Annotated in this window: 25 protein-coding genes; 14 read left to right on the forward strand and 11 right to left on the reverse strand. The window is 72.5% G+C overall.

The features are described 5' to 3' along the window. Positions 1–48 precede the first annotated feature (48 nt). Genes E6R60_RS00255 through E6R60_RS00270 form a run of 4 tightly spaced genes read left to right on the forward strand, consistent with a single transcriptional unit; the run spans position 49 to position 2,496 of the window. Positions 49–726, forward strand: coding sequence for an AIM24 family protein (locus E6R60_RS00255; protein WP_136324283.1), 678 nt, complete (start codon positions 49–51; stop codon positions 724–726). A gap of 59 nt (positions 727–785) precedes the next feature. Further along, entirely contained in the window at positions 786–1,613 is an 828-nt protein-coding gene (locus E6R60_RS00260) for an ATP-binding cassette domain-containing protein (protein WP_136324865.1), read from the forward strand. Next, positions 1,610–2,281: an ABC transporter gene (locus E6R60_RS00265; RefSeq protein ID WP_136324284.1), complete on the forward strand. Its 672-nt coding sequence runs from the start codon at positions 1,610–1,612 to the stop codon at positions 2,279–2,281. The genes E6R60_RS00260 and E6R60_RS00265 overlap by 4 nt, the downstream gene beginning before the upstream one ends. A gap of 14 nt (positions 2,282–2,295) precedes the next feature. Then, positions 2,296–2,496 (forward strand): hypothetical protein, encoded by a 201-nt coding sequence (locus E6R60_RS00270; RefSeq protein WP_136324285.1) that lies wholly within the window; start codon positions 2,296–2,298, stop codon positions 2,494–2,496. 15 nt (positions 2,497–2,511) lie between these two features. Here the strand turns inward: E6R60_RS00270 and E6R60_RS00275 are convergent, their stop codons facing one another. From E6R60_RS00275 to zapE, 4 genes are all read right to left on the reverse strand, one after another. Beyond that, a complete protein-coding gene (locus E6R60_RS00275) occupies positions 2,512–3,201 on the reverse strand; it encodes a polysaccharide deacetylase family protein (RefSeq protein ID WP_136324286.1) in 690 nt (229 codons plus the stop codon). 384 nt (positions 3,202–3,585) lie between these two features. Next, positions 3,586–4,965 carry an alkaline phosphatase PhoX gene (locus E6R60_RS00285; protein WP_136324287.1) on the reverse strand — a complete coding sequence of 460 codons (1,380 nt, stop codon included), beginning with the start codon at positions 4,963–4,965 and terminating at the stop codon, positions 3,586–3,588. A 134-nt stretch (positions 4,966–5,099) separates the two neighbouring features. Then, positions 5,100–5,525: an OsmC family protein gene (locus E6R60_RS00290; protein WP_136324288.1), complete on the reverse strand. Its 426-nt coding sequence runs from the start codon at positions 5,523–5,525 to the stop codon at positions 5,100–5,102. 86 nt (positions 5,526–5,611) lie between these two features. Beyond that, complete coding sequence (gene zapE / locus E6R60_RS00295) at positions 5,612–6,703, reverse strand: cell division protein ZapE (protein ID WP_136324289.1); 1,092 nt, start codon at positions 6,701–6,703, stop codon at positions 5,612–5,614. Between the two features lie 196 nt (positions 6,704–6,899). Between zapE and E6R60_RS00300 the strand changes: the two genes are divergently transcribed. From E6R60_RS00300 to msrB, 4 genes are all read left to right on the forward strand, one after another. After that, positions 6,900–7,670: a pyrimidine reductase family protein gene (locus E6R60_RS00300; protein WP_168713516.1), complete on the forward strand. Its 771-nt coding sequence runs from the start codon at positions 6,900–6,902 to the stop codon at positions 7,668–7,670. A 143-nt stretch (positions 7,671–7,813) separates the two neighbouring features. Beyond that, positions 7,814–8,266 (forward strand): indole-3-glycerol phosphate synthase, encoded by a 453-nt coding sequence (locus tag E6R60_RS00305; RefSeq protein ID WP_136324290.1) that lies wholly within the window; start codon positions 7,814–7,816, stop codon positions 8,264–8,266. Positions 8,267–8,388: 122 nt separating this feature from the next. Next, the gene (gene murC, locus E6R60_RS00310; protein WP_136324291.1) at positions 8,389–9,783 is read left to right on the forward strand and encodes a UDP-N-acetylmuramate--L-alanine ligase; all 1,395 of its coding nucleotides are present in this window, start codon (positions 8,389–8,391) and stop codon (positions 9,781–9,783) included. 10 nt (positions 9,784–9,793) lie between these two features. Continuing rightward, the gene (gene msrB / locus E6R60_RS00315) at positions 9,794–10,198 is read left to right on the forward strand and encodes a peptide-methionine (R)-S-oxide reductase MsrB (protein WP_136324292.1); all 405 of its coding nucleotides are present in this window, start codon (positions 9,794–9,796) and stop codon (positions 10,196–10,198) included. Between the two features lie 37 nt (positions 10,199–10,235). Here msrB and E6R60_RS00320 read toward each other — a convergent pair whose 3' ends face one another. From E6R60_RS00320 to E6R60_RS00335, 4 genes are all read right to left on the reverse strand, one after another. Continuing rightward, a complete protein-coding gene (locus E6R60_RS00320) occupies positions 10,236–10,697 on the reverse strand; it encodes a hypothetical protein (RefSeq protein WP_136324293.1) in 462 nt (153 codons plus the stop codon). Positions 10,698–10,793: 96 nt separating this feature from the next. Then, positions 10,794–13,241, reverse strand: a complete 2,448-nt coding sequence (locus E6R60_RS00325; RefSeq protein WP_136324294.1) for a GTPase-associated protein 1-related protein — start codon at positions 13,239–13,241, stop codon at positions 10,794–10,796. Positions 13,242–13,557: 316 nt separating this feature from the next. Then, positions 13,558–13,968 (reverse strand): SgcJ/EcaC family oxidoreductase, encoded by a 411-nt coding sequence (locus E6R60_RS00330; RefSeq protein ID WP_136324295.1) that lies wholly within the window; start codon positions 13,966–13,968, stop codon positions 13,558–13,560. A 100-nt stretch (positions 13,969–14,068) separates the two neighbouring features. After that, complete coding sequence (locus E6R60_RS00335; RefSeq protein ID WP_276613936.1) at positions 14,069–15,358, reverse strand: sigma-70 family RNA polymerase sigma factor; 1,290 nt, start codon at positions 15,356–15,358, stop codon at positions 14,069–14,071. Between E6R60_RS00335 and E6R60_RS00340 the strand changes: the two genes are divergently transcribed. Beyond that, a complete protein-coding gene (locus E6R60_RS00340) occupies positions 15,254–16,141 on the forward strand; it encodes a LysR family transcriptional regulator (protein ID WP_136324297.1) in 888 nt (295 codons plus the stop codon). The genes E6R60_RS00335 and E6R60_RS00340 overlap by 105 nt on opposite strands. Positions 16,142–16,221: 80 nt before the next feature. Here the strand turns inward: E6R60_RS00340 and E6R60_RS00345 are convergent, their stop codons facing one another. The 3 genes from E6R60_RS00345 to E6R60_RS00355 form a co-directional block, all read right to left on the reverse strand. Then, positions 16,222–17,010, reverse strand: coding sequence for an oxidoreductase (locus E6R60_RS00345; RefSeq protein WP_136324298.1), 789 nt, complete (start codon positions 17,008–17,010; stop codon positions 16,222–16,224). Positions 17,011–17,179: 169 nt separating this feature from the next. Continuing rightward, on the reverse strand, positions 17,180–17,590 hold the full coding sequence (locus E6R60_RS00350) for a Rid family hydrolase (protein WP_136324299.1): 411 nt from the start codon (positions 17,588–17,590) through the stop codon (positions 17,180–17,182). 83 nt (positions 17,591–17,673) lie between these two features. Beyond that, positions 17,674–18,294 carry an L-threonylcarbamoyladenylate synthase gene (locus E6R60_RS00355; protein WP_136324300.1) on the reverse strand — a complete coding sequence of 207 codons (621 nt, stop codon included), beginning with the start codon at positions 18,292–18,294 and terminating at the stop codon, positions 17,674–17,676. 300 nt (positions 18,295–18,594) lie between these two features. Here E6R60_RS00355 and E6R60_RS00360 point away from each other — a divergent pair, with 300 nt between their 5' ends. The 5 genes from E6R60_RS00360 to E6R60_RS00380 all read left to right on the forward strand — a co-directional run bounded on the left by E6R60_RS00360 (position 18,595) and on the right by E6R60_RS00380 (position 23,514). Further along, positions 18,595–19,041 carry a MarR family transcriptional regulator gene (locus E6R60_RS00360; RefSeq protein WP_136324301.1) on the forward strand — a complete coding sequence of 149 codons (447 nt, stop codon included), beginning with the start codon at positions 18,595–18,597 and terminating at the stop codon, positions 19,039–19,041. A 150-nt stretch (positions 19,042–19,191) separates the two neighbouring features. Then, positions 19,192–20,028, forward strand: coding sequence for an alpha/beta hydrolase (locus tag E6R60_RS00365; protein WP_136324302.1), 837 nt, complete (start codon positions 19,192–19,194; stop codon positions 20,026–20,028). 274 nt (positions 20,029–20,302) lie between these two features. After that, positions 20,303–21,331, forward strand: coding sequence for an L-threonine 3-dehydrogenase (gene tdh, locus E6R60_RS00370; RefSeq protein ID WP_136324303.1), 1,029 nt, complete (start codon positions 20,303–20,305; stop codon positions 21,329–21,331). A gap of 28 nt (positions 21,332–21,359) precedes the next feature. Continuing rightward, on the forward strand, positions 21,360–22,553 hold the full coding sequence (locus tag E6R60_RS00375) for a glycine C-acetyltransferase (protein ID WP_136324304.1): 1,194 nt from the start codon (positions 21,360–21,362) through the stop codon (positions 22,551–22,553). A gap of 40 nt (positions 22,554–22,593) precedes the next feature. Beyond that, positions 22,594–23,514 (forward strand): LysR family transcriptional regulator, encoded by a 921-nt coding sequence (locus E6R60_RS00380; RefSeq protein WP_136324305.1) that lies wholly within the window; start codon positions 22,594–22,596, stop codon positions 23,512–23,514. Positions 23,515–23,547: the final 33 nt, after the last annotated feature.

Consider the following 23,547-nt stretch of genomic DNA (forward strand, 5'->3'; position numbering starts at 1 on the left):
GCAACCCGTTCTTGGCGGAATGAATCCCTCCGGGTGAGGATGCCCCGCATGAAGAGCGATCTCTTTTCCAGCGAGCACATGGCACAGCAGGCCACCGCCCCCGGAATGACCCTGCAGAACGCCAAATCCATCAAGTACGCGGTCAATGGCGAGATGCACGCCCGCCAGGGGTCGATGGTCGCCTTCCGCGGTGACCTCCAGTTCGAGCGCAAGGGCCAGGGGCTCGGCGGCATGCTCAAGCGTGCGGTCACGGGAGAGGGACTGCCGCTGATGGCGGTGCGCGGCCAGGGCGAGGCGTGGTTCGCCCACGAGGCGGCCAACTGTTTCATCGTGGAGATGGAGCAGGGCGACGTCCTCACCATCAACGGCCGCAACGTCCTGTGCTTCGACGCCACCCTCGCGTACGAGATCAAGACCGTGAAGGGTGCCGGGATGACCGGCGGCGGCCTCTTCAACAGCGTCTTCACCGGTTACGGGAAGCTCGGCCTGATGTGCGAGGGGCATCCCATCGTGATACCCGTCACGCCCCAGCAGCCGGTGTGTGTCGACACGGACGCGGTCGTCGGCTGGAGCGCCCACCTGAACACCTCGCTGCACCGTTCGCAGAGCGTCGGCTCCATGCTGCGCGGCGGCTCGGGGGAGGCCGTCCAACTGCGCCTGGACGGTGAGGGGTTCGTCATCGTGCGGCCGAGCGAGCTGAAGCCCGAGAAGGCGTCGTCCAACTGAGTAAGGACCTCCTGCGGCTGCACGCGGTGGGCCGGCGCTACGGGCTCGCCGGTCCCTGGGTGCTGCGTGGCGTCGACCTGGGGCTGCCCCCGCGCGCCCTCGTCCGCGTCGAGGGGGCCAACGGCACCGGGAAGTCCACCCTGTTGCGGCTCGTCGCCGGGATCGACGCCCCCACCGAGGGCCGGATCACCGGCGGCCGGCCGCGTACGGCGTACGTCCCCGAGCGGTTCCCGGCGGCGCTGCCGTTCACGGCCGCCGGGTACCTCGTCCACCTGGGCCGGATCCACGGACTGGGCCGGGCCGAGGCGGCCGGGCGGGCTCAGGAGTGGCTGACCCGCTTCGGCGCCGCCGAACACGCCCGCACCCCGCTCCCTGAGCTCTCCAAGGGCACCAGCCAGAAGGTCGCCGTCGCACAGGCGCTCCTGGCGGAACCGGAGCTGCTGGTCCTGGACGAGGCGTGGACGGGCCTGGACGCCGCGGCCCGGGAGGAACTGGACCGGGCCGTCGCAGCCCGCGTCGCCGCCGGATCCACCGTCGTCTTCGTCGACCACGACCCCCGCCGCCTGGCGGGCACGGCCGACAGGGTGGTGCGCGTCCACGGGACGGGACTGGCCGAGGCCACCCCCGCCCCGGCCGGGACGAGGACCGGCCCCCGGGTGCGGATCGAGGTCACGGGCCCGCCCGGCGCCCCGCTCCCCGCCGGACTGCCCGGCGACCCCGTCCCGGCGGCCGCCGGGGGCGGAGCGCTGCGGCTCACCGTCGCGGCCGCGCACTCGGACGCCCTGCTGAGCGCCCTGCTCACGGCCCGCCCGCCCTGGCACATCAGGCACCTCTCCACCTTGCCCGGCGACCACGGCGACCAACGCGACCACGGCGAGGTGGCATGACCGCGCTGATCCGGTACCAGACCGCCCTGCTGCTGCGCTCCCAGCGCTGGCTCGCCCCCGTACTGCTCTACGTCGCCTTCCTCGGCGTCGGCGTGCGCCCGGGGCAGCCCGTCCTGGATTCGCTCGGCTACAGCGCGGCCGGGCTGCTCCCCGTCACCGCGTGGCTCGTGCGGGTCTGCGCCACGCAGGAACCGCCCGCGGCCCGGACGGTCGTCGCCGCGGCCGTGGGCGGGCAGCCACGGGCCCACCTGGCGGCCCTGCTCGCCGCCCTGGGGTGCGCCGGGACGCTGGGCGCGGCCGCCACGGCGGGCGTCCTGCTGATCAGCGAGCCGGCCAGCACGGACCACTCGGTCAGGGTCCCGCTGCCGTCCGCCGGGCTCGCCGGGCTGTGCGCCGCCGCCTGCTGCGTCCTGCTGGGCGCGGCGGCCGGCGCGCTGTGCACCCGGCCGTTGCTCCACCGCCGCGGCCGGTCCGTCGCGGCGACCGTGCTCGCGAGTCTGCTGGCCCTGGTGACCAGCGGATCGCCCGCGAAGTACGCGGTCACCGGGCTGGTCACCGGCTCCCACAGCGGAGCGGTCCACGTGCCCGTCCTCGCGCTCCTCGCGGCGGCGGCCGTGGCGGCCGCCGCCGCCACGCTCGCCTGCCGGCTCACGGCGGTACGCGGCTGAGTACGCTCGTACGCATGGATGAGCGCAGAGACGAGCCCGCGAACGAGTCCCTTTGCGAGACTCCGGCCGCGTCCCCGGACAGGGCCGCCGGGCCTCCGTACGCCGCGTGCGTGCTGTGCCTCAAGCCGACCGAGTACGCGGAATCCGTCAGGGGCATCACGCTCTGCCCGGTCTGTGAATGGCAGGAGGCCCAGCGCACGGCCTGCTCCGGCTGAGAGGCGCCGGCCGGGTCAGCCGGCCATCAGGTCCGACACCTTCACGAAGCGGTATCCGCGCTTCCGCAGCTCCGGCACCAGCTGGCCCACCGCCTCGTCCGTGACCGGAGCCGCGCTGCGGGTGCAGTGCATCACGACCAGCGAACCGGGCTTCACGCCGTCCAGCACCTGCTGCGCGACCGCGTCCGCGTCCGTCGCGAACGCGTCGCCGCTGACGACGTCCCACTGCACCGCCGTCACCTTCTCCGGCACGAGCGCCCGCAGCGAAGCGTCGTCGTAGCAGCCGCCGGGGAAGCGGAAGTAGGGCACCACGTTGCGCGCTCCGGTCTTCCGGATGGCGCCGAACGCCCGCTCCACCTCGGTGCGCATCGCGTCCTTCTCCACGGTCGGCAGCCCGTAGCAGGGCGAGGTGAAGGCGTAGTGGCTGTACGAGTGGTTGGCGATCTCGAAGAGCGGGTCCGTGCCGATGGACCGGGCCTGGGCGGGATACTCCTCGGCCCACCGGCCGGTCATGAAGACGGTCGCCGGCACCTTCAGCCGGCGCAGCAGGGCGATCAGCTCCGGATTGTCGAAGTGCTCGCCGGAGGCCGCGCGCGGCCCCTCGTCGGCCGTCATGTCGGCGTCGAAGGTGAGCGCGACGACCTTGTCCGTGCGGCTCGGGCCGCGCTCGAGGACCGGAGTGAGACCGGCGGGGCCGGGCGCCATGGTGGGCGGCCTCTTCACGGACGGGGACGCGCCCGGCGGAGCGGCGGACGGGGACGCGCTCGGCGGAGCGGCGGACGGGGAGGGAGGGGGAGCCGGCGCGGAGGGCCGGGCTGCGGGTGCGTGGACGGCGTTGGTGGACGTGGGGCCGCCCGAGCCGCAACCCGTCAGAGCCGCGCCCAGAACGGCCGCCACGGCAGTCCCCCACGCGGCTGTCACCGTGAGTCTTCGTGCAGAGGTGGTCACTGACGGAACTTAGCTGATCATATGACCGGTGGCCGGTCCGGCACTCCGGCCGGAGGCAGCTCGACGCGCCACTGCCTCCGACCGGCCCAGCGGACCGTCAGACGCCCGCGCGGACGGCCGCCTCCACGGCCCCGGCCACGATCAGCGCCAAGGGCCCGTCACCGCGAACGTCGTCCCCGGCGTGTAGCAGTTGACGAACATCGTCTCCTGGTCCGGCGAGAACGTCACCCCGGCGAACTCGCCCCACTCCGGCTCCTCCGCCGTCCCGATGTTCTGCCGGCCGCGCGCCATCGCGTACACCTCGCCGCGCCGCGTCAGACCGAACACGTGCTGCGCCCCGCCGCCGTCCTCGCACACCATCAGACCGCCGTCGGAGGCCAGACAGATGTTGTCGGGGGACTCGCCCGGCAGCTGGATGTCCGTGTCCGGGCCGAAGACGATGACCAGGGTCAGCCGGCGCCGCTTCGGCTCGTACCGCCAGACCTGCCCGAAGTGGTCGGCCGCCGAGCCCTGCGCGCTGTGCGCGAAGCTGGAGACGAAGTAGACCGAGGAACCGCCCCAGTAGCAGCCCTCCAGCTTCTGGGCGTGCGTGATGCCCTTCGACCCGAAGTCCTGGAAGCGGATGGGTGTTTCGGCGGCCAGCGGATCCGGTACCGGGACCCACTCGACGCCCTCGAAACACGTCCCGGTCTCCTGGACCGCGGAGAGGTCGGGAACCCCCGGCACCCGCATCGCCTCCAGCCGGCCACCCGCCCGGAGCGAGCCCGTGCCGCCGAGCGGCTTCTCCGGCAGGAAGCGGTAGAAGAGGCCGAACGGCTTGTCGAAGGCGTCCTCCGTCTCGTACACGATGCCGTTGCGCGGGTCGATCGCGACCGCCTCGTGCTGGAAGCGGCCCATCGCGGTCAGCGGCACGGCGCCGGTCCGGTGCGGATGCGCGCCGTCCACCTCGAAGATGAAGCCGTGGTCCTTGGTGTAGCCGTTGGTCCCGGCCTTGTCCTCGGTCTCCTCGCAGGTCAGCCAGGTGTTCCAAGGGGTGCGGCCACCGGCGCAGTTGACCGCGGTGCCGGCGATGGCGACGCGTTCGTCGAGGACGTGGCCCCGGCCGTCGAGCTCCAGGGTCGTACAGCCGCCCTTGCCCATCGGGTCGTACGTGAGCCCCTCGACGGCGGGCACGGCGATCTGCGCGGTGACCCGGTTCTCGTGGTTGCGTACGAGCTGGACGTGCCCGCGGCGGCCGGCGAACGCCGCCATGCCGTCGCAGTGGCTGGGAACCGGCCCCTCGCCGGAGCGGAGCGGGTCGCCCTCCCGGGACAGCACCCGGTAGCGGAACCCCTTCGGGAGATCGAGCAGTCCGTCCGGGTCGGGCACCAGCGGGCCGTAACCCGCGTGGCCGCGGGCGGCCGAAGTGCCCGCGAAGAGTTCGGTGAACGCGCCGGTGAAGGCGATGGTGGCCACGGCCGCACCGCTTCCGGCCAGGACCTGACGTCGCGTCGCAGACGGTTGTGCTGATGCAGAAGACATGAGGCAACTTCCTGTTGGCGGACAGGAGAAGTGACCGCATGTGTGTACCACGCGATGCACCGCACGGGAACCACGCGGGTCACCGGCCTCATGCGTGTCCCGGGCCGCACAGGGCCCGGGACACGCGCCTGGCCTCAGGCGAGCGAGGCGCTCAGCGTGATCGTCGTGCCCGTCAGCGCCTGGCTGACCGGGCAGTTCGCCTTGGCGTCCTCGGCCGCCTTGACGAAGCCGGCCTCGTCGAGGCCCGGCACCTCGCCCTCGACGGTGAGGTGGATGCCCGTGATGCCGGTGCCGGGCTGGAAGGTGACCTCGGCCTGGGTGTTCAGCCGGGTCGGCGGGGTGCCGGCCGTGGCGAGACCGTTGGAGAGCGCCATCGAGAAGCAGCTGGAGTGGGCCGCGGCGATCAGCTCCTCCGGGCTGGTCTTGCCGTTCGCCTTCTCCGCGCGGGACGGCCAGGAGACCGGGTACTCCCCGATGGCGGAGGAATCGAGGGTGACGACACCCTTGCCCTCGATCAGGTTGCCTTCCCAGACCGTGTGCGCCTGACGCGTGGTAGCCATGCTGGTTCCCTTCAAACGGAATGCGCGGTTGTACGGGGGTGGCGAAGGCACTCCGTCGTGCCTTCGCCGTTGTCACGCCCCCGAACCTACTGCGCCACCAGCCCCTTCGCGTCGCGCGCCAGCGCGGTCAGCCGGGAGATTGCCCGGAAGTACTTCTTCCGGTACCCGCCGTTCAGCATGTCGTCGCTGAACAGCCGGTCGAACGGCAGCCCCGACGCGAGGACCGGGATCTCCCGGTCGTACAGCCGGTCCGCGAGGACCACGAGCCGCAGCGCGGTCGACTGGTCGGGCACCGGCCGCACCTCGGTGAGGCACACCGCGCTGATGCCGTCCGTCAGCGCGCCGTACCGGCTCGGATGGACCCGGGCCAGATGGTCGAGCAGCGCGGGGAAGTCGTCCAGGCTGGCGCCCTCGGTCGCGTACGCCGCCCTGGTGACCTGCTCCTCGGAGTACGGCGGCGGGGCCTCGGGCAGCCCGCGGTGGCGGTAGTCCTCGCCGTCGATGCGCAGCGGGCGGAAGTGCGAGGCCAGGCCCTGGATCTCGCGGAGGAAGTCGGCCGAGGCGAACCGGCCCTCGCCCAGCTTGCCGGGCAGCGTGTTGGACGTCGCGGCGAGCGCCACCCCCGCCTCGACCAGGCGGCTCAGCAGCGAGGACACGAGCACGGTGTCGCCCGGGTCGTCGAGCTCGAACTCGTCGATGCAGAGCAGCCGGTGCCCGCTCAGCGTCTGCACGGTCTGCTGGAAACCGAGCGCGCCCACGAGGTTGGTCAGCTCCACGAAGGTGCCGAAGGCCTTCAACGAGGGCGCGGCGGGCGTGGCGTGCCAGAGGGAGGCGAGCAGATGGGTCTTGCCGACGCCGTAGCCGCCGTCGAGATAGACCCCGCGCGGGCCGGCGGGGGCCACGGCCTTCTTGCCGAACCACTTGCGCTTGCCCGCGCCGCTGGCGTGCGCCCCGCCGAGCCCGGCCGCGAAGTCGGCGAGGACCTTGACGGCCTCGGTCTGGCTGGGCTGGGCGGGATCGGGGACGTACGTGTCGAAACGCACCGAGTCGAAGCGCGGCGGTGGCACCATCTCGGCGACCAGGCGGTCGGCGGGCACGTGCGGCTCGAGGGCGCACAGGGACAGCGGGGCCGTTTCGGCTATGGGGCTGGACCCCGGCACGGCGGTGAAGGAGGACACAACCACTCAGCTTACGGCCTCGCCCGGATGGTCAGTGGGGGAAGGAGCGGCGTCTGGGTCCTTCGAATCCAAGGCGGAGGAGGGAGCGATGGCGGAGCCATCGGGACTGACGACAACGCCGGAGGGGGAGGTCCCCGACGTTGCGACGCCGCCGACCATCCGGGCGAGGCCGTGTGGTCGTGCCAGACTGCCGGACATGCGACGCCTGTTCCCTGTGACTGATTCGACAGTGGCCGACGAGCCGGGCGAGTGGAGCCTGGACGCCCTCGCCGACGCCTACGCCTACCCCGAGACCGACGGCTCCTGGCTGCGCGCCAACATGGTGTCGACCCTCGACGGCGCGGCCCACCACGACGGCCGCTCCCAGCCGATCTCCTGCGAGAGCGACATGCGGATCTTCGGCACGCTGCGCGCGCTGGCCGACGTGGTGATCGCGGGCGCGGAGACCGTACGGCTGGAGGGCTACCGCCCGGCGCGGGCCCGGGCGGACTTCGCCGCGCGGCGGGAAGCGGCCGGGCAGGGGCCCGTGCCGGCGATCGCCGTGGTGAGCGGAAGTCTGGACCTGGACTTCTCGCTGCCGCTCTTCGTCTCGCCGCTGGTGCCGACGCTCGTGCTGACCGGGGCGGGGGCGCCGCCCGACCGGATCGCGACGGCCCGGAAGGCGGGCGCCGAGGTGGTGATCGCGGGGGAGGGCTCCCGGGTGGATCCCGCCCGCGCCGTGCGGGAGCTGGCCGACCGCGGGCACCGGAGGCTGCTGACGGAGGGCGGACCCCGGCTGCTCGGCCAGTTCGTGGCGGAGGACGTGCTGGACGAGCTGTGCCTGACCCTGGCGCCCATGCTCACGGCCGGTGACGCGCAGCGCATCGCGGGCGGTCCCTCGATGGCTGTGCCGGAACGATTCTCCTTGGCATCGCTGCTGGAAGAGGCCGGGTTCCTCTTCTCTCGGTACCGTCGGATCCGACAATGAGCGGAATATCCCGTTCCGGTTAGCGTTCGGTGGGCAGAATGAATCTCGCAGACCCCGTGCGAGCACGGGGAAAAATGGTTTCAGCAGTGACCGGACACGGTCACTGAAGCAGAAGGGCCCTTGTGGTGTTCACCAGCGTTTTGATGATCGAGAAGCCCCTCACCTCGGAGGACGTCGAGTTCGTCACCACCCTGCACGGGGAGGAACGGGTCTCCTTCGTCGTTCTCATGCAGCCCCGTGGCGACCAGGCGGATGTGCTGTTGCGGGCCATCGACGACCTGGCGATGGGCGAACTGAAGGAAGCGGCCCGGGAGAGCGAGGTGCCGGAGGGCAAGAACGCCAGAGAGTCCGCCGAACTGTCGCTGGAGGTGTCCCTGGAGGCCCTGCGCCAGGCCGGCTCGCAAGCCGTCGGACAGGTGATCGAGGACCACCCCCTGGACAAGCTCAAGTCCGTGGTCGACGAGGCGGAGGCCGACGAGGTCATCGTCCTGACCGCCCCGCACTACGTGGAGGAGTTCTTCCACCGCGACTGGGCGTCCCGCGCCCGGCACAAGGTCGGCGTGCCCGTGCTCAAGCTCTTCGCGCACAGCGAGTAGCCGGCGTACCGGCGCCCGAGCCCGTCGCGCACGGCGAACGGGCGGCGGACCGGTGCTCAAGCTCCGCGCGGACAGCGAATAGGCTGGGAGCCCCCGTCCGCACCACCCTGGGAGACACACGCATGGCACCCGGTATTCCTGCCGCCATGGAACGGCCGCACTTCATCGGCATCGGCGGCGCCGGAATGTCGGGCATCGCGAAGATCCTCGCCCAGCGGGGTGCGAAGGTCGCGGGCAGCGACTCCAAGGAGTCCGCCACGGCCGGGGCGCTGCGCGCGCTCGGGGCGACCGTCCACATCGGGCACGCCGCCGGTCACCTGGCGGACGACGCCACGTGCGTCGTCGTCTCCAGCGCCATCCGCGCCGACAATCCCGAGCTGGTGCGCGCCGGGGAGCTCGCGATCCCCGTCGTGCACCGCTCCGACGCCCTCGCGTCCCTCATGGAGGGTCTGCGGTCCATCGCCGTCGCGGGCACCCACGGCAAGACGACTACCACGTCGATGCTGGCCGTCGCCCTCACCGAGCTGGGCCTCGACCCGTCGTACGCCATCGGCGGCGACCTCGCCGGGCCCGGCACCAACGCCGCGCACGGCGAGGGTGCGATCTTCGTCGCCGAGGCCGACGAGAGCGACCGGAGCTTCCAGAAGTACGACCCCGAGGTCGCGATCGTCCTCAACGTCGAGCTCGACCACCACGCGAACTACGCCTCGATGGACGAGATCTACGACTCCTTCGAGACCTTCGCCGGCAAGATCGTCCCCGACGGCACCCTGGTCGTCTCCGCCGACCAGTCCGGCGCGGTCGAGCTGACCCGCCGGGTCCGCGACCTGTCCGCGCTCAAGGTCGTCACCTACGGGGAGTCCGCGGACGCGGACGTCCGCGTCCACAAGATCACCCCGCGCGGCCTGACCAGCGAGGTCACGGTCGTCCTCAACGGGAAGTACCTCACCTTCACCGTCTCCGTCCCCGGCCGCCACTACGCCCTGAACGCGGTGGCCGCCCTGGCAGCCGGTGTCGCCCTCGGCATCCCGGCGCACAACCTGGCCTCCGCCCTCGGCAAGTACACCGGCGTCAAGCGCCGCCTCCAGCTCAAGGGCGAGGCGGCCGGCGTCCAGGTCGTCGACAGCTACGCCCACCACCCCACCGAGATGACGGCCGACCTCGAAGCGATGCGCGGCGCCGCCACCGACGCGCGGATCCTGGTCGTCTTCCAGCCCCACCTCTTCTCCCGCACCCAGGAGCTCGGCACCGAGATGGGCCAGGCCCTCGCGCTGGCCGACGCCTCCGTGGTCCTCGACATCTACCCGGCCCGCGAGGACCCGATCCCGGGCATCACGAGCGTCCTGATCATCGACGCCGCGAAGGCCGCCGGCGCCGACGTGGCGGCCGTACACGACAAGGCGACGGTCCCGCAGGTCATCGCGGGAATGGCGAAGCCCGGTGACCTCGTTCTCACCATGGGGGCGGGCGACGTCACGGACCTCGGCCCGCAGATCCTGGACCACCTGTCGAGCTGAGGGAGCCACCGTGCCGTACGAGATCGAGAAGCCGGACGAGCAGTGGCGGGAAGAACTGTCTCCCGCCGAGTACGCCGTCCTGCGCAAGGCGGGCACCGAGCCGGCCTTCGTGGGCGAGTACACCGACACCAAGACCACGGGCGTCTACTCCTGCCGCGCCTGTGACGCGGAGCTGTTCCGCTCCGACACCAAGTTCGAGTCGCACTGCGGCTGGCCGTCCTTCTACGACCCGAAGGACACGGACGCGGTCGAACTGATCCAGGACCGCAGCCACGGCATGGTCCGCACCGAGGTCCGCTGTGCCCGCTGCGGCTCGCACCTGGGCCACGTCTTCGAGGGCGAGGGCTACCCCACCCCGACGGACCAGCGGTACTGCATCAACTCGATCTCGCTGCGGCTGACCCCCGACGCCTGATCACCGGCAAGCGGAGGTACGAGGACTGACGTAGGCGTCAGTCCTCGTCCGTCGTCTCCGGCTTCAGCAGCGGGTGCACCACGCCGGGGAAGACCCGGGCCCGCACGACCGACTCGGCCGAACCGCCCTGGACCACCGTCTCGGCCACGCCCCAGGGGCGGCCCGGCAGCTGGACGATCAGGGTGTACGAGGCGGAGCACCCCGTGCACTCGTACCGGTCCACCCACGTCTCCACCTCGGTCGCGCTCCCCGGGTAGCGCGCCACGTGCCGGTGCCGGGCGTGGCAGCGCTCACACGTCTCGCCGGGCTCGCACGTGCCGCCGCACGGGCAGGGCACGTCGAGCGACTCGGCCGGGCGCCAGCGCTGCGTGAGGACGGCCTCACGCGTGGCACCCATGTCCTTCATCGCCTTGAGATTGCGGGCGGCCACGTTGTACGACTCACCGGTCGCCGCCATCCGGTCGCGGATCACGTCCTTGCGCCCACGGTTCGTCGTCATCTGTTCCTCCTGGGGTTCACGCAGCCCGCCAGGAGCCCATGAGATCGGTGAGCACCAAAGGTACCCGGCGCACGGCGCCCCCGACGACCCGCTCGGTCAGCCCCGGCGCACCCGGCCCGCGATCCTCCGGCCGATCCGCCCGAGGGTGCGCCGGTCCCGGCGGTTCCACTCGTGGAACGCCTCCGCCCGGCCGCTGCTCCCCGAACGGCCCACGGCCTCCTCCACCGCCGCGACCTGCTCGGCGGAGAGCCTGCGGACGGCGGGGCGCAGGACCTCCTCCAGCAGGGCGGCGGCGGTCCGGCTCCACTCCGCTCCCGCGTGCGGATGAGCGGTCCAGACGGCGAAGCAGTCCGCCGCGTAGGCCGGTTCGGAACCCAGCCGGGAGCGGACGTCCGCGCCCCGTGCGGCCCGGTCGTACGCGGCGACGAGATCGGGGTCGCCGCTGTGCACGAGGGCGTACAGCTCGGCCTCCGGCCGGTCCGGTGCGAGCAGCCGCGTGGCGAGGGCCCCGAACGCGTGGCCGAGCACCTCCCCTTCCACCGGCTCGGCGTCCTTGCGCAGCGCACGGGCCCTCTCGGCCCACTCCGGCGCCGCCGTGTCCGACCGGATCTCGCGGGCGAAGTCGAGGAGGAGCAGCGCCGCGCGTTCGCGGCCCGCGATCTCCTGCGGGAAGCCGCGCAACAGGTCGTGGGCGAGTTCGGGCGCTTCCTCGTCCGTCGCCGGGGCGCCGAGCGCCGCGGCGACCAGGTGCGACCAGGTGCCGGCCGTCCGGTGGGCGTCCGACGTGGCGGCCTCCAGCAGCAGCCGCGCCTCGCCCGCCGTCATCGCACCCTTCTCCCACACCAGTCCCACGGCCGTCCGCAGCACCAGCGGCTCCGCGAACGGCGACATCCCGGCGGCCCGCAGCACCCGGTGCACCGCGCCCACCCGGTCCGCTCCGCAGCCGGCCTTGGCCCCCGGCGCCTCGGCGCACATCCGCAGATGGGGCAGCGCCTGGGTCCCGGTGAACGGCAGCGGAACCCGCCCCAGCAGCCGCTCGACCCCCGACGGGTCCTGGGGCGCGATCCGGTCGAGCGCGCCGAGCAGGGCCGTACGGACGTCGAACTGCTCGTCCATCAGCTCCAGCAGCGCGGGCCCCCAGCCCGGCTCGCCGTCCCCGGGCTCCAGCAGCGCGGGTGCGAGCCGGCCGACGACCGAGGGCAGTAGTTCCGCGCAGTCCACGCCGAGCAACCGGGCCACCCGCAGGAGCTGTACCGTCCTGGCGACCTCGAGACCGGTGCCGGCGCCGCTCAGCTCGGTGAGGATCTCCGGACCGAGCACCGAGGCGACGGCACCGCCCTCGGGACCGCTGAAGGCGGTGCGGCCCGGCAGCTCCACCGAGCCGTTGCCCCCGCGGACCGCTTCCGTGACCAGCATGGCGGCCAGCGGGGCCGTGGTCGTCGCGGGGGAGCGTCCGTCGAGCGCGGCGAACAGCCGCCCCGCGGCGTCGAATTCGGGTCCGGTGCGGTCGTCGACCCCGGGTGCGGTCAGGGCGTCGACCAGCTGCCGGGTCCGTTTCGCGTCCAGCGCGTAGGGCCGCTCGGCGGCCCAGCTCGCGGCGGCGGCGCGCCCGCCCGTGCCCAGCGCGATGCCGGCGCACAGGGCCGTCACGGCCAACGGCCCCGCGGCGAACGGTTCCCCAGGCAGCTCGGAGGCCTCCCGGAACAGCTCCGGCGCGCGGCTCCGCCAGATCCGGGCGGCCGTCTCGGCCCAGGGGTCGGCCACGGCCCCCTCCGGACGCGGACCGGTACAGGTGTGCACGTGCAGACCGGGGCCCGTCAGGTCGTGTGCGTCCTGCGGCAGCACTCCCACGATGCGCTGCGGGGCGCGCAGCGGGTGGCGGGTGTACGTGGTGAACGTCAGCCGCTCGGCGAGACCGTCGGGCAGCGCGACACAGGCCAGCGCGATCCACCGGGCCACGTCCGCGCTCTGCCGCTCGACGAGCACGACCCGGCCGGAGTCGTCCTGCCCGCACAGCCGGCGCAGATCGGCCAGGACACCGGCGAGCCAGGGCCCTCGGGCGACGGCGAAGTCGTTGAGTCCCTCGCGGTCCCGGGCGTGGCCGGTGGCGGGCAGGCCGGCGAGCGGTCCGGGGTGCGTACGGTCCGGAGTCGTCGAGGCCCAGCGGCCGGACCGGCCGGCGGTGATCGGGAGCACCCCGCCCGGCAGCCGGGCGCCGGCGGGGAGATGCACCGCGTGCGCGTGGAAGCCCACGGCGGAGCCGGGCGAGGGCTGGACCGCCACGGTCCGGGCCAGCAGATGACTGCCGTCGGACAGCACGCTGAAGCTGAGCGCCTCGGGCAGCGCGCGCAACGCCGAGCCGGCGAGCCGGAGAGCGGTGCCGGTGGGTGTCTCGTACGCCAGGAGCGGCCCCGCCTCGGTGAGGGCGAACGCGGGTATCGCGGCGTCAACTGCCGTGAAGCGGCCCGGTATTGCCTCGGCCTCGCCGGTGCCGGGACCGTCCCCGCCGGTTGCGGAGGAGTAGTGCAACTGCGCGAGGCTCATGCGTCGGCTCTCTTCGTCCCTGCCGTGAAGGTCCCCCTGCCACCCGCACCCGCCGTCCCGTGGTGGCAGCGCCGTCCCGGCAGAGCGACGACCCCGGCGGGGAGTGTTCCGCAGTCGCTGGGGCGACGCTATCAAGGACCCGCCCGGCGCTGCGGCGAGAAGGCGGAGCAACCGGGAGGGGGCGACGGCAGGTCCCGGGAGGCCGACGGCCGGTGGACCGTACGAGGCGCGTGCACGCGCCTCGTACGGTCCACCCCGGCCATGCACCCGCCTTCGTGGCCGGGCGCGCTTCCCGCGCAGGTGAAGGGCCGTGCGGTTACTGCCCGGGCGCCAGTACCGGGCTGTTGTGGTAGGCGGCGACGAGCCAGCGGCCGTCCCGCTTCTCGAAGACCCAGGTCGCGTTCACCTTGGCCGCGTCCGGCACCTCGGTCCGGCCGGGGAACAGGACGCCGGATTCACTGACGAGGATCGCGGCGTCCCCGCCGACGAAGCGGAGGCTCAACTGCCGGTTCTGCGTGGAGGTGTTCTTGAGCGGGCCGGCGAAGGCGAGGGCCATGCTCTCGCGGATCACCTCTCGGCCGTCCCGGAGCGAGCCGGTCATGATGGCGGTCGCATCCGCGGTGTAGCCGGCGACCATGCCCTCGGCGTCACCGTTCTCCCACGCCTTGTAGGAGTCGGCCAGGACGGCCTGGATGGCGGCCTCGTCTTCCGCGCGACTGTCGGACATCGGGTCTCCCTGGTGAGCGGTCCGCCGGGTGTTTCCGGCGGACTCGCCCCTACATACCGGCGGCACGGCCGGAACTCATCGCGTCCACGGAAACCGGCTGTCAGGCGGTCGCGAGTCCCTGGGCGTCGAGTCGCGCGGCCAGACCGAAGGACGCGAAGACCTCGGCTTCCCGGAACACCGAATTGCGGCTGATGCCCGCGGTGGTGACGGTGAGGATCTGGAGCGTGTGCAACGCGTATCCCTCACCGACGCGCCGGTAGGCGGCGAAGCCGGGCTGGCCGTTGGCGGCGACGGGCTTCAGCGACCAGTCCGTTCCGGCGTGCTCGAAGACCCACTCCATGAACAGGCCGTACCCGCCGCGCCCGGCGAACCAGTTGATCACCGGCGGCATCTCCATGATCACGTCATCGGTGAGCAGCCGCTGGATACCCTCGACATCGGCCCGCTCGAACGCCTTCATGTAGCGGTCGATCCACGCGCGCTGTTCGGCCGTCGACGGCTCGCCGGCCTGGTCGTGCCCGCCCCCGAACTCCTTCACCCGGGCCCGCGCGCGCTGCAGCGAACTGTTCACCGACGCCACGGTCGTGCCGAGGATGTCCGCCGCCTCGGCTGCGGAGAAGCCGAGCACCTCGCGCAGGATCAGCGCCCCACGCTGACGCGCCGACAGATGCTGGAGTACGGCGGCGAAGGCCAGGCGCAGGCTGCTGCGCTCGATCACCGTCCCGGCCGGATCGCCCGCCCCCAGCAACGAGTCCGGCAAGGGCTGGAGCCAGGCGGTGTTCTCCCGCGACACGAGCGGCGCGAGCGGCTCCGACGCGGCCACCAGACCCGAGGGCAGCGGCCGGCGGCCTCGGGCCTCCAGAGCGGTCAGGCATACGTTCGTCGCGATCCGGTACAGCCAGGTGCGCAGGGAACCTCGCGTCTCGTCGTACTGCTCGCGTGCCCGCCAGGCCCTCAGACAGGTGTCCTGGACCAGGTCCTCGGCGTCATGAGCGGAGCCGAGCATCCGGTAGCAGTACGCCAGCAACTCCGAACGGTACGGCTCGATCCTGCGAGCGAAGCCCTCTCCCCTGGCCGCTGTCACGTCCGCGCCTCTCCGCCGCTGTCGAGTGCACGATACCCAAGGGCCGAGGCCCGGCCCGGGCGGACCGGCAGGCCGCGGTCGCCGTCCCGTCCCCCGCGGGCGGCCGCCGGAATACCCGGGCCCGTGCGCGCGATGTAACCGTTGCCGGTACGACGAGTGCCGCGGAGTCGACCGCAGCCATGCAGGAGGGGACGGGAGCCGATGAGCCTTCGCCAGTTCGAGTACGCCCTGGCCGTGGCCGAGGAGGGCTCGGTGACGGCGGCGGCGGAGCGGCTGCGCGTCGCTCAGCCGTCGGTGTCCCAGCAGATCCGCGGCCTGGAGCGCGAGCTCGGCGTGGAACTGTTCGCCCGCACACCCACCGGCCTCGTCGCCACCGTGGTCGGCCGCGCGTTCCTGCGGGAGGCGGAGGCCGCGGTGAGCGCGGCGCGGCGTGCCAGGGCGACGGCGCGGGCCGGTGCCGACGAACTGGCGGGCGAGCTGGTGGTCGCGGCGCAGATGGGCTTCGGCACGCGGCAGTGGCCGGGCGCCCTGGACGCGTTGCGGCGCCGCTACCCGCACCTGGAGGTGACGGTCTTCGAGGAGCCGAGCTCCGCGGAGCTGGAGCGGCTGTGCCGCCGGGGCGTGCTGGACCTCGCCCTGATGGCGGCGTGCGAGCGGAGCCCCGCGGACGCCCACCGCCTCGGTGACGAGGAGTTCGTGGTGGTGCTCGGTCCCGGCCACCGGCAGCTCGCCGCGGACCGGGTCGACCTGCGTGAGCTGGCGGGGGAGTCGTGGGTGAGGTTCGACCGCGACAGCGCGCTCGACGGCGTCCTGCTGAGCGTGCTCGGTGACAGCGGACTGATCCCGGCCACCGCCGCCCGCGTGTCCCAGACGGCGACCGCGGTGCGCTGGGCCGCCCACGGGCTGGGCGCGACGCTCGTGCCCGCCTCCGCTGTGCCCCAGGGCCACGAGCACCTCGTGCGCCCGGTGTTCCCGGCCGTGTCCCAGCCGGTCATCGCCGTGCTCCGGCAGGGCGCGGGCCCCGGGGAGACGGCCCTGCTCGACCTGCTGCGCCGGGAGAGCTGGACCGGGGCCGCCGCCTCGCGCTGAGCGACCCCGGAATACGCGCGGTGGCGGTACCCGTGGGCACCGCCACCGCCACCGCATTTCGCTTGCGGAATTCCGTGGAATCAGCCCCGGGGGAATTCCCCGCCGTCCACGGTGAGAATGTTTCCCGTCACCCAGCTCGCCCTTTCGGAAACGAGGAAGAGCACCGCGTCGGCGATGTCGTCGGGCCGGCCGACCCGCCCCAGTGGCACGCCGCCGTTGTCCGCTCCCGTACCCGGGACCATGCGCGCCCACGCGTCCCGCGTCGCCTCGCCGCCGGGGGTCTCGGTCCTGCCGGGGCTGACGATGTTGACCCGGACGCCGAACGGCGCCAGTTCCAGGGCCAGCCCCCGGCTGTAGTTCTCCAGCGCCGCCTTCGCCGCCGTGTAGTGCAGGAACGGCGGGGGCGTGAACGGGGTCGCGGCCGAGGAGACGTGCACGATCGTCCCCGAGCGCTGTTCCCGCATCGCGGGCGCCAGCAGCGCGTCCAGCCGTACGGACGCCAGGTAGTTCAGATCGAGCTGGTCCTGCCACTCCTCGTCGGGGATGTCGGCGGTGTGCCGGAACGGCCCGGCGCCGCCCGCGTTGTTGACGAGGATGTCCACCCCGCCGAGCACGTCCTGTGCGGCGGCGGCGAGGGTCTCCGCCCCGGCCCGGGTCCGCACGTCGGCCTCGACGAAGGTGACGCCTTCCGGCACCGCGCCGGCCGCCGACCGCGCGGTCGTGAGCACCTCGGCGCCCGCTTCCCGGAGTTGGCGCACGATGGCCGCCCCGATCCCACGGGACCCGCCTGTGACGAGGGCCCGCTTTCCGGTGAGTTCCCGCTTCCCGGCGCGTTCCCGCTTTTCCGGTGCAATCTCCGTAGGGGTCATGCCTCTGGTCCTCTCTCCATGCCGTACGCGTCCGCTCGGCTGACGTGGAATGCGTTGTCGCCGAGCTGTTTTGACGGTACGCAGGGGAGAGAACCGGAGGCAAAGACCAAATGTCAGCAGGTGCTATAGGGAATTCCTATGGCACTGCGGACCGCGGCCGGCGGCCGTCTCAGGAGTCGAGGACCGCGGCGACGGACTCGATCTCCACGAGCTGGTCCTGGTAGCCGAGCACGGTGACGCCCATCAGGGTGCTGGGCACGTCGTGGTCGCCGAACGCCTCCCGGACCACCTTCCAGGCGGTCACCAGGTCCTCCTGCCGGGTGGAGGCGACGAGTACGCGCGTGCTGATGACGTCCCGCAAGGACGCGCCCGCGTCCTCGAGCGCGGTCCGCATGTTCTCCAGGGCCTTCGCCGCCTGGCCCGCGTAGTCGCCGGCCGCCGCAGTGGATCCGTCCTCGTTGAGCGGGCAGGCGCCCGCGAGGAAGATCAGCCGTGCCTCGGCGGGGGCCGTGGCGGCGTAGGCGTACTCGGCGACGTCGGACAGGGTGGCGGAACGTATGAGGGTGACGGCACGGGGCATGGTCGGTCAGGTCCTCCGGTGTGAGGGGGCAGGGGAATCGCGGGCCCGGGCGGGCCGGGATCGTGGACCCGGCCCGCGCCCGTCTACTCGAAGCGGGAGGGGTCGCCGGCTCCGCGCCGTACGATCTCCGGCTCGCCGCCGGAGAAGTCGATCACGGTGGTCGGCTCCGTGCCGCAGTCGCCGGAGTCGACGACGACGTCCACCTCGTGGTCGAGGCGTTCCTTGATCTCCCAGCCCTGGGTCATCGGCTCCTCCTCGTCGGGCAGGAGCAGGGTGCTGGAGAGCAGCGGCTCGCCGAGCTCCTCCAACACCGCCTGGACGACGGCGTGATCGGGGATGCGGACCCCGACGGTCTTCTTCTTCGGGTGCAGCAGCTGACGCGGCACCTCCTTCGTCGCCGGAAGGATGAAGGTGTACTGGCCGGGCGTCGCGGCCTTGATCGCGCGGAACACGTCGTTGTCGATCTGGACGAACTGCCCGAGCTGGGCGAAGTTCTGGCACATGAGCGTGAAGTGGTGGCGGTCGTCGAGGTTGCGGATCGCGCGGATGCGGGAGATGCCGTCACGGCTGCCGAGCTGGCACCCGAGGGCGTAACAGGAGTCCGTCGGATACGCGACGAGCGAGCCGGAGCGGATGCTTTCGGCCACGCTGGTGATGGTGCGCCGCTGGGGATTTTCCGGGTGTACGTCGAAATACTTCGCCATCCGGCGAGTCTACGGCGGGGGCGGCGGGCGGTCCGAGGTAAAGGCGGGCAGTTCGGCCCCGGAGAGGGGCAGGACAACCGCTTCGGGTGGTGGAGCTCGGCTCAAACATTTCAGGCCATGTCGCATCGGGCCCGCATCGGGCCACGCTCCCGCCGTTCGGGGCCGGGGAGCGATAGTGCATCATGCACGTGAAGTGCATGATGCATAGATCATGCATGGTGCACATCTATGATATATATGTGCAAAAGAGGTCGCCCCACCCTACGGGGAGGCGAGCCCGGCAGTCGAAGGAAGCCTCGCGTGGACGTACCTGTGGACCGGATTGAGTTCGAGACGATGCTTCTCGGGCGCCACATGAATCTGCTCGCCTCGAGGGGCGGGGGCCGGCTCGACCGGAGTGCCTACATCCTGCTCAGCCGCATCCGGGTCGAGGGTCCCATGTCCATCGGTCAGCTCCGGGACGCCTTCGGCCTGGACACCTCCACGCTCAACCGTCAGACCGCCGCCATGCTGCGCGCCGGCGTCGTCGAGCGCATCCCGGACCCGGACGGGGGCATCGCCCGGAAGTTCGTCATCACGCCGGAGGGCGAGCAGCGCCTGGACAACGACCGCGCCGAGAACCTCAAGGGCCTGGGGACGCTGCTGGCCGACTGGACGCCGGAGGAGGTCACCCAGCTCGCGGACAACCTCGCCCGCCTCAACCGTGACATCGAACGGCTCGACGGGCGTCCCTGGCCTCGGGACTGAGTGCGGGCGCGGCCGGGCGCACGGGTGGCCGGCCCGCGTCAGGTCCTCCAGGCCCCTCGGGCGCGGATCCGTGCGAGCCGCCGCCTCCCCGTCCGCCCTCTGGGTACGGTGGGGCGACGCGTGCGGGACCGCTGCGAACGGGGGTACGGAATGGCCGAGTTGGAGCTTTCTGCGGGGATCGTCGCGTACGAGGACACCGGCGGCGACGGGCCGGTCGTGGTCCTGCTGCACGGCGTGGCGATGGACGGCTCGCTGTGGCGGCACGTCGTCGCCGATCTGCGGGACGGGTACCGGTGCATCGTGCCGGTGCTGCCGCTCGGGGGCCACCGGAGGCCGATGCGGCCGGACGCGGACCTGTCGGTCCTGGGCGTCGCACGGCTGGTCGCGGAGTTCCTGGAGGTGCTGGACCTCACCGACGTCACCCTGGTCATGAACGACTGGGGCGGTGCGCAGGCGCTGGTCGCGGACGGCCGGGACCAGCGGATCGGCAAGCTCGTCATCACCTCCTGCGAGGCGTTCGACAACTTCCCGCCCGGCCTGCCCGGCGCCAACCTGTACGCCTCCGCCAGGGTGCCCGGCGGTCTGAGGGCGGCCTTCACCCTGCTGAAGCTCAGGCCGATGCGGCGGCTGCCGATGACCTGGGGCCGGATGAGCAGGAGGCCGGTACCGGACGCGGTGATGGACGCCTGGTTCCGGCCGCTGTGGACCTCGCCGGAGATCCGCCGCGACCTGCGGAAGTACGTCCTGGGCGTGCCGCCGAAAGCCGAGCTCCTGCGCTGGGCGGAGGCGCTGCGCACCTTCGACCGGCCGGCGCTCGTCGCCTGGGCCTCGGAGGACCGGGTCATGCCGCCGGAACACGGACGCCGGCTGGCCGGAATGCTCCCCAAGGGCGAACTGGTGGAGATCGCCGACAGCTACACCCTGATCCCGGAGGACCAGCCGGAAGAGCTCACCCGGCACCTGAGGGCGTTCCTGCGGAAGGGGTGAGGTGCGCCTCCCGCTCCGCCGGACGGAGCAGCCGGACCTCACCCCCGTGCGCCACGGCGTGAAGCGGAGCTGCGGCGGCGCTTAAGAAAACCTCGATGGACCTGGGGCGCGGGGTGCGGCAGATTTCTCCCTGACGGCGGAGGATGGTGCGCGGCAGCCGGTCGAACGCGCTGCCACGCCGTCCCCTCTCATACTTCCCCGGGCCGCAGGCTTCCTCAGGCATGTCTCCGGCTCGGGGACATCAACGCCGTACCAGGTACAGGGAGCCGCAGCCGTGAAGGCACTCGTGAAGCAGAAGGCCGAGCCCGGACTCTGGCTGATGGACGTGCCCGAGCCGGAGACCGGCCCCTCGGACGTCCTGATCAAGGTGCTCCGCACCGGCATCTGCGGCACCGACCTGCACATCCGCAATTACGACGGATGGGCGCAGCAGTCCATCAAGACCCCGCTCGTCCTCGGCCACGAGTTCGTCGGAGAGGTCGCCGCGATCGGCTCCGACGTCGTCGACATCGCCGTCGGCGACCTGGTCAGCGGCGAGGGCCACCTGGTGTGCGGCAAGTGCCGCAACTGCCTGGCCGGACGCCGCCACCTCTGCCGCTCCACGCTGGGACTCGGCGTCGGACGCGACGGGGCCTTCGCCGAGTACGTCGCGCTGCCCGCGTCCAACGTGTGGGTGCACCGGGTCCCGGTCGACCTCGACATCGCCGCGATCTTCGACCCGTTCGGCAACGCCGTGCACACCGCGCTGTCGTTCCCGCTGGTCGGCGAGGACGTCCTCATCACCGGCGCCGGCCCGATCGGCATCATGGCCGCCGCCGTCGCCAAGCACGCCGGCGCCCGCAACGTCATGATCACCGACGTCAGCGAGGCCCGTCTGGAGCTCGCCCGCAAGGTCGGCGTCAGCCTCGCGCTCAACGTCGGCGAGCAGACGATCGCCGACGGCCAGCGGGAGCTCGGGCTGCGCGAGGGCTTCGACATCGGCCTGGAGATGTCCGGCCGCCCCGAGGCCATGCGCGACATGATCGCGAACATGACGCACGGCGGCCGCATCGCGATGCTCGGACTGCCGTCCGAGGAATTCCCGGTCGACTGGTCCCGGATCGTCACCTCCATGATCACGATCAAGGGCATCTACGGCCGCGAGATGTACGAGACCTGGTACGCCATGTCCGTCCTGCTGGAGGGCGGTCTCGACCTCGCCCCCGTGATCACCGGCCGGTACGGCTACCGCGACTTCGAGGCGGCCTTCGACGACGCGGCGAGCGGACGCGGCGGCAAGGTCATCCTCGACTGGACCGCCTGACCCTTTCGAACCCCTTAAGGAGCCCCGCATGTTCGACTCCGTACGCGACGACCTGCGCACCACCCTCCAGGAGATCGAGGCCGCCGGGCTGCACAAGCCCGAGCGCGTCATCGGCACCCCGCAGTCCGCGACCGTGGCCGTCACCGCGGGCGGCCGCCCCGGTGAGGTGCTGAACTTCTGCGCCAACAACTACCTGGGCCTGGCCGACCACCCCGAGGTGATCGCCGCCGCGCACGAGGCGCTGGACCGCTGGGGCTACGGCATGGCCTCCGTCCGCTTCATCTGCGGCACCCAGGAGGTCCACAAGGAGCTGGAGCGACGGCTCTCCTCCTTCCTGGGCCAGGAGGACACGATCCTCTACTCCTCCTGCTTCGACGCCAACGGCGGAGTCTTCGAGACCGTCCTCGGTCCGGAGGACGCGGTCATCTCCGACGCGCTCAACCACGCCTCGATCATCGACGGCATCCGCCTGTGCAAGGCCAAGCGCTTCCGTTACGCCAACCGCGACATGGACGACCTGGAGCGGCAGCTCAAGGAGGCGTCCGGGGCCCGCCGCCGCCTCGTCGTCACCGACGGCGTCTTCTCCATGGACGGGTACGTCGCCCCGCTGCGCGAGATCTGCGACCTCGCCGAGCGCTACGACGCCATGGTCATGGTCGACGACTCGCACGCCGTCGGCTTCGTCGGCCCCGGCGGCCGCGGCACGCCCGAGCTGCACGACGTGATGGACCGCGTCGACATCATCACCGGCACGCTCGGCAAGGCGCTCGGTGGTGCGTCCGGCGGTTATGTGGCCGCCCGCGCCGAGATCGTGGCGCTGCTGCGCCAGCGCTCGCGCCCGTACCTCTTCTCGAACTCGCTCGCCCCCGTCATCGCGGCCGCCTCGCTGAAGGTCATCGACCTGCTGGAGTCCGCCGGCGACCTGCGGGAGCAGCTCAACGCCAACACCGCGCTCTTCCGTACCCGGATGACCGAGGAAGGCTTCGACGTCCTGCCCGGCGACCACGCCATCGCCCCCGTGATGATCGGGGACGCGGCGAAGGCAGGCAGGATGGCGGAACTGCTCCTGGAGCGCGGTGTGTACGTGATCGGGTTCTCGTACCCGGTCGTCCCGCAGGGCGCGGCCCGCATCCGCGTCCAGCTGTCCGCCGCGCACTCCACCGCGGACGTGAACCGCGCGGTGGACGCCTTCGTCGACGCGCGGGCGGCGCTGGGGGAGTAGGCGCGTCCGGGGGCCGCTGCGACCTGGGAGAATGGGTCACATGATCGATGCACGGCGGCTGCGCATCCTGCGGGCGGTGGCGGATCACCGCACGGTGACCGCCGCGGCCGCCGCGCTGTATCTGACCCCCTCCGCCGTCTCCCAGCAGCTCGCCGCGCTGGAGCAGGAGACCGGACACCGGCTGGTCGAGCGGGGCGCCCGCGGCGCGCGGCTCACCCCCGCCGGCGAGATCCTGCTGACCCACGCCAACGCGGTGCTGGCCCAGCTGGAGCGGGCGGAGGCGGAGCTGGCCGCGTACAGCTCGGGCGACGCCGGTACGGTCACGGTCGCCGCGTTCGCCACCGGCATCGGCCTGGTCCTCGCCCCCGCGATCGCCGCCCTGGGCAGGACCGCGCCCGGCATCAAGGTCCGCGTCCAGGACGCGGAGGGCGATGCGAGCGTCCCCATGGTGCTGGACCGGCAGGTCGACGTCGCGGTGGCCGTCGAGTACCGGGGCGCGCCGGGCGAGGACGACCGGCGGCTGACCCGCGTACCGCTGTACTCGGAGCCGTTCGACGCGGTGCTCCCGGTGGGGCACCGGCTCGCCGGCGAGGAGCAGGTCGCCGTCGCCGAGCTGGCGAAGGACGCCTGGATCGGTCCCTACCCGGGCAACCCCTGCCACGACGTGGTCGTCCTGGCCTGCGAGTACGCGGGCTTCGCGCCGGACCTCGAACACTCCTCGGACGACTTCCACGCGGTGGTCGCCCTGGCGGGCGCGGGCGCCGGTGTCGCCCTGGTCCCGCGCTCCGCGCTGCGCGGCATGCCCCTGACGGGCGTGGTGGTCCGCCCGGTGCACGGCACCGCCCCGACACGCCGGGTCTTCGCGGCCGTACGCCGGGGCGCGGAGGCCCACCCGCTGATCGCCCCGGTGCTGGCCGCGCTGGCGGGGGCGGCGGGGGACGACGTGCTCGCGGCGGGCTGAGAACCGGGGGCGCCGCGTATCCGCGCGACCCGT

Source organism: Streptomyces sp. A0642 (assembly GCF_004795105.1).
GTDB lineage: Bacteria > Actinomycetota > Actinomycetes > Streptomycetales > Streptomycetaceae > Streptomyces.

Excerpts from the sequence above, each read along its gene's own strand:
- E6R60_RS00320 (WP_136324293.1), bottom strand. The coding sequence starts at position 10,697 with ATGACGACGAACCGTGGGCGCAAGGACGTGATCCGCGACCGGATGGCG.
- E6R60_RS00365 (WP_136324302.1), top strand. The coding sequence starts at position 19,192 with ATGGCCGAGTTGGAGCTTTCTGCGGGGATCGTCGCGTACGAGGACACC.
- E6R60_RS00275 (WP_136324286.1), bottom strand. The coding sequence starts at position 3,201 with ATGGCGCCCGGCCCCGCCGGTCTCACTCCGGTCCTCGAGCGCGGCCCG.
- E6R60_RS00300 (WP_168713516.1), top strand. The coding sequence starts at position 6,900 with ATGCGACGCCTGTTCCCTGTGACTGATTCGACAGTGGCCGACGAGCCG.
- E6R60_RS00255 (WP_136324283.1), top strand. The coding sequence starts at position 49 with ATGAAGAGCGATCTCTTTTCCAGCGAGCACATGGCACAGCAGGCCACC.
- E6R60_RS00355 (WP_136324300.1), bottom strand. The coding sequence starts at position 18,294 with ATGGCGAAGTATTTCGACGTACACCCGGAAAATCCCCAGCGGCGCACC.
- E6R60_RS00340 (WP_136324297.1), top strand. The coding sequence starts at position 15,254 with ATGAGCCTTCGCCAGTTCGAGTACGCCCTGGCCGTGGCCGAGGAGGGC.
- E6R60_RS00380 (WP_136324305.1), top strand. The coding sequence starts at position 22,594 with ATGATCGATGCACGGCGGCTGCGCATCCTGCGGGCGGTGGCGGATCAC.
- E6R60_RS00270 (WP_136324285.1), top strand. The coding sequence starts at position 2,296 with ATGGATGAGCGCAGAGACGAGCCCGCGAACGAGTCCCTTTGCGAGACT.
- E6R60_RS00265 (WP_136324284.1), top strand. The coding sequence starts at position 1,610 with ATGACCGCGCTGATCCGGTACCAGACCGCCCTGCTGCTGCGCTCCCAG.
- E6R60_RS00330 (WP_136324295.1), bottom strand. The coding sequence starts at position 13,968 with ATGTCCGACAGTCGCGCGGAAGACGAGGCCGCCATCCAGGCCGTCCTG.
- E6R60_RS00350 (WP_136324299.1), bottom strand. The coding sequence starts at position 17,590 with ATGCCCCGTGCCGTCACCCTCATACGTTCCGCCACCCTGTCCGACGTC.
- E6R60_RS00375 (WP_136324304.1), top strand. The coding sequence starts at position 21,360 with ATGTTCGACTCCGTACGCGACGACCTGCGCACCACCCTCCAGGAGATC.
- E6R60_RS00345 (WP_136324298.1), bottom strand. The coding sequence starts at position 17,010 with ATGACCCCTACGGAGATTGCACCGGAAAAGCGGGAACGCGCCGGGAAG.
- E6R60_RS00285 (WP_136324287.1), bottom strand. The coding sequence starts at position 4,965 with ATGTCTTCTGCATCAGCACAACCGTCTGCGACGCGACGTCAGGTCCTG.
- E6R60_RS00325 (WP_136324294.1), bottom strand. The coding sequence starts at position 13,241 with ATGAGCCTCGCGCAGTTGCACTACTCCTCCGCAACCGGCGGGGACGGT.
- E6R60_RS00305 (WP_136324290.1), top strand. The coding sequence starts at position 7,814 with ATGATCGAGAAGCCCCTCACCTCGGAGGACGTCGAGTTCGTCACCACC.
- murC (WP_136324291.1), top strand. The coding sequence starts at position 8,389 with ATGGCACCCGGTATTCCTGCCGCCATGGAACGGCCGCACTTCATCGGC.
- E6R60_RS00290 (WP_136324288.1), bottom strand. The coding sequence starts at position 5,525 with ATGGCTACCACGCGTCAGGCGCACACGGTCTGGGAAGGCAACCTGATC.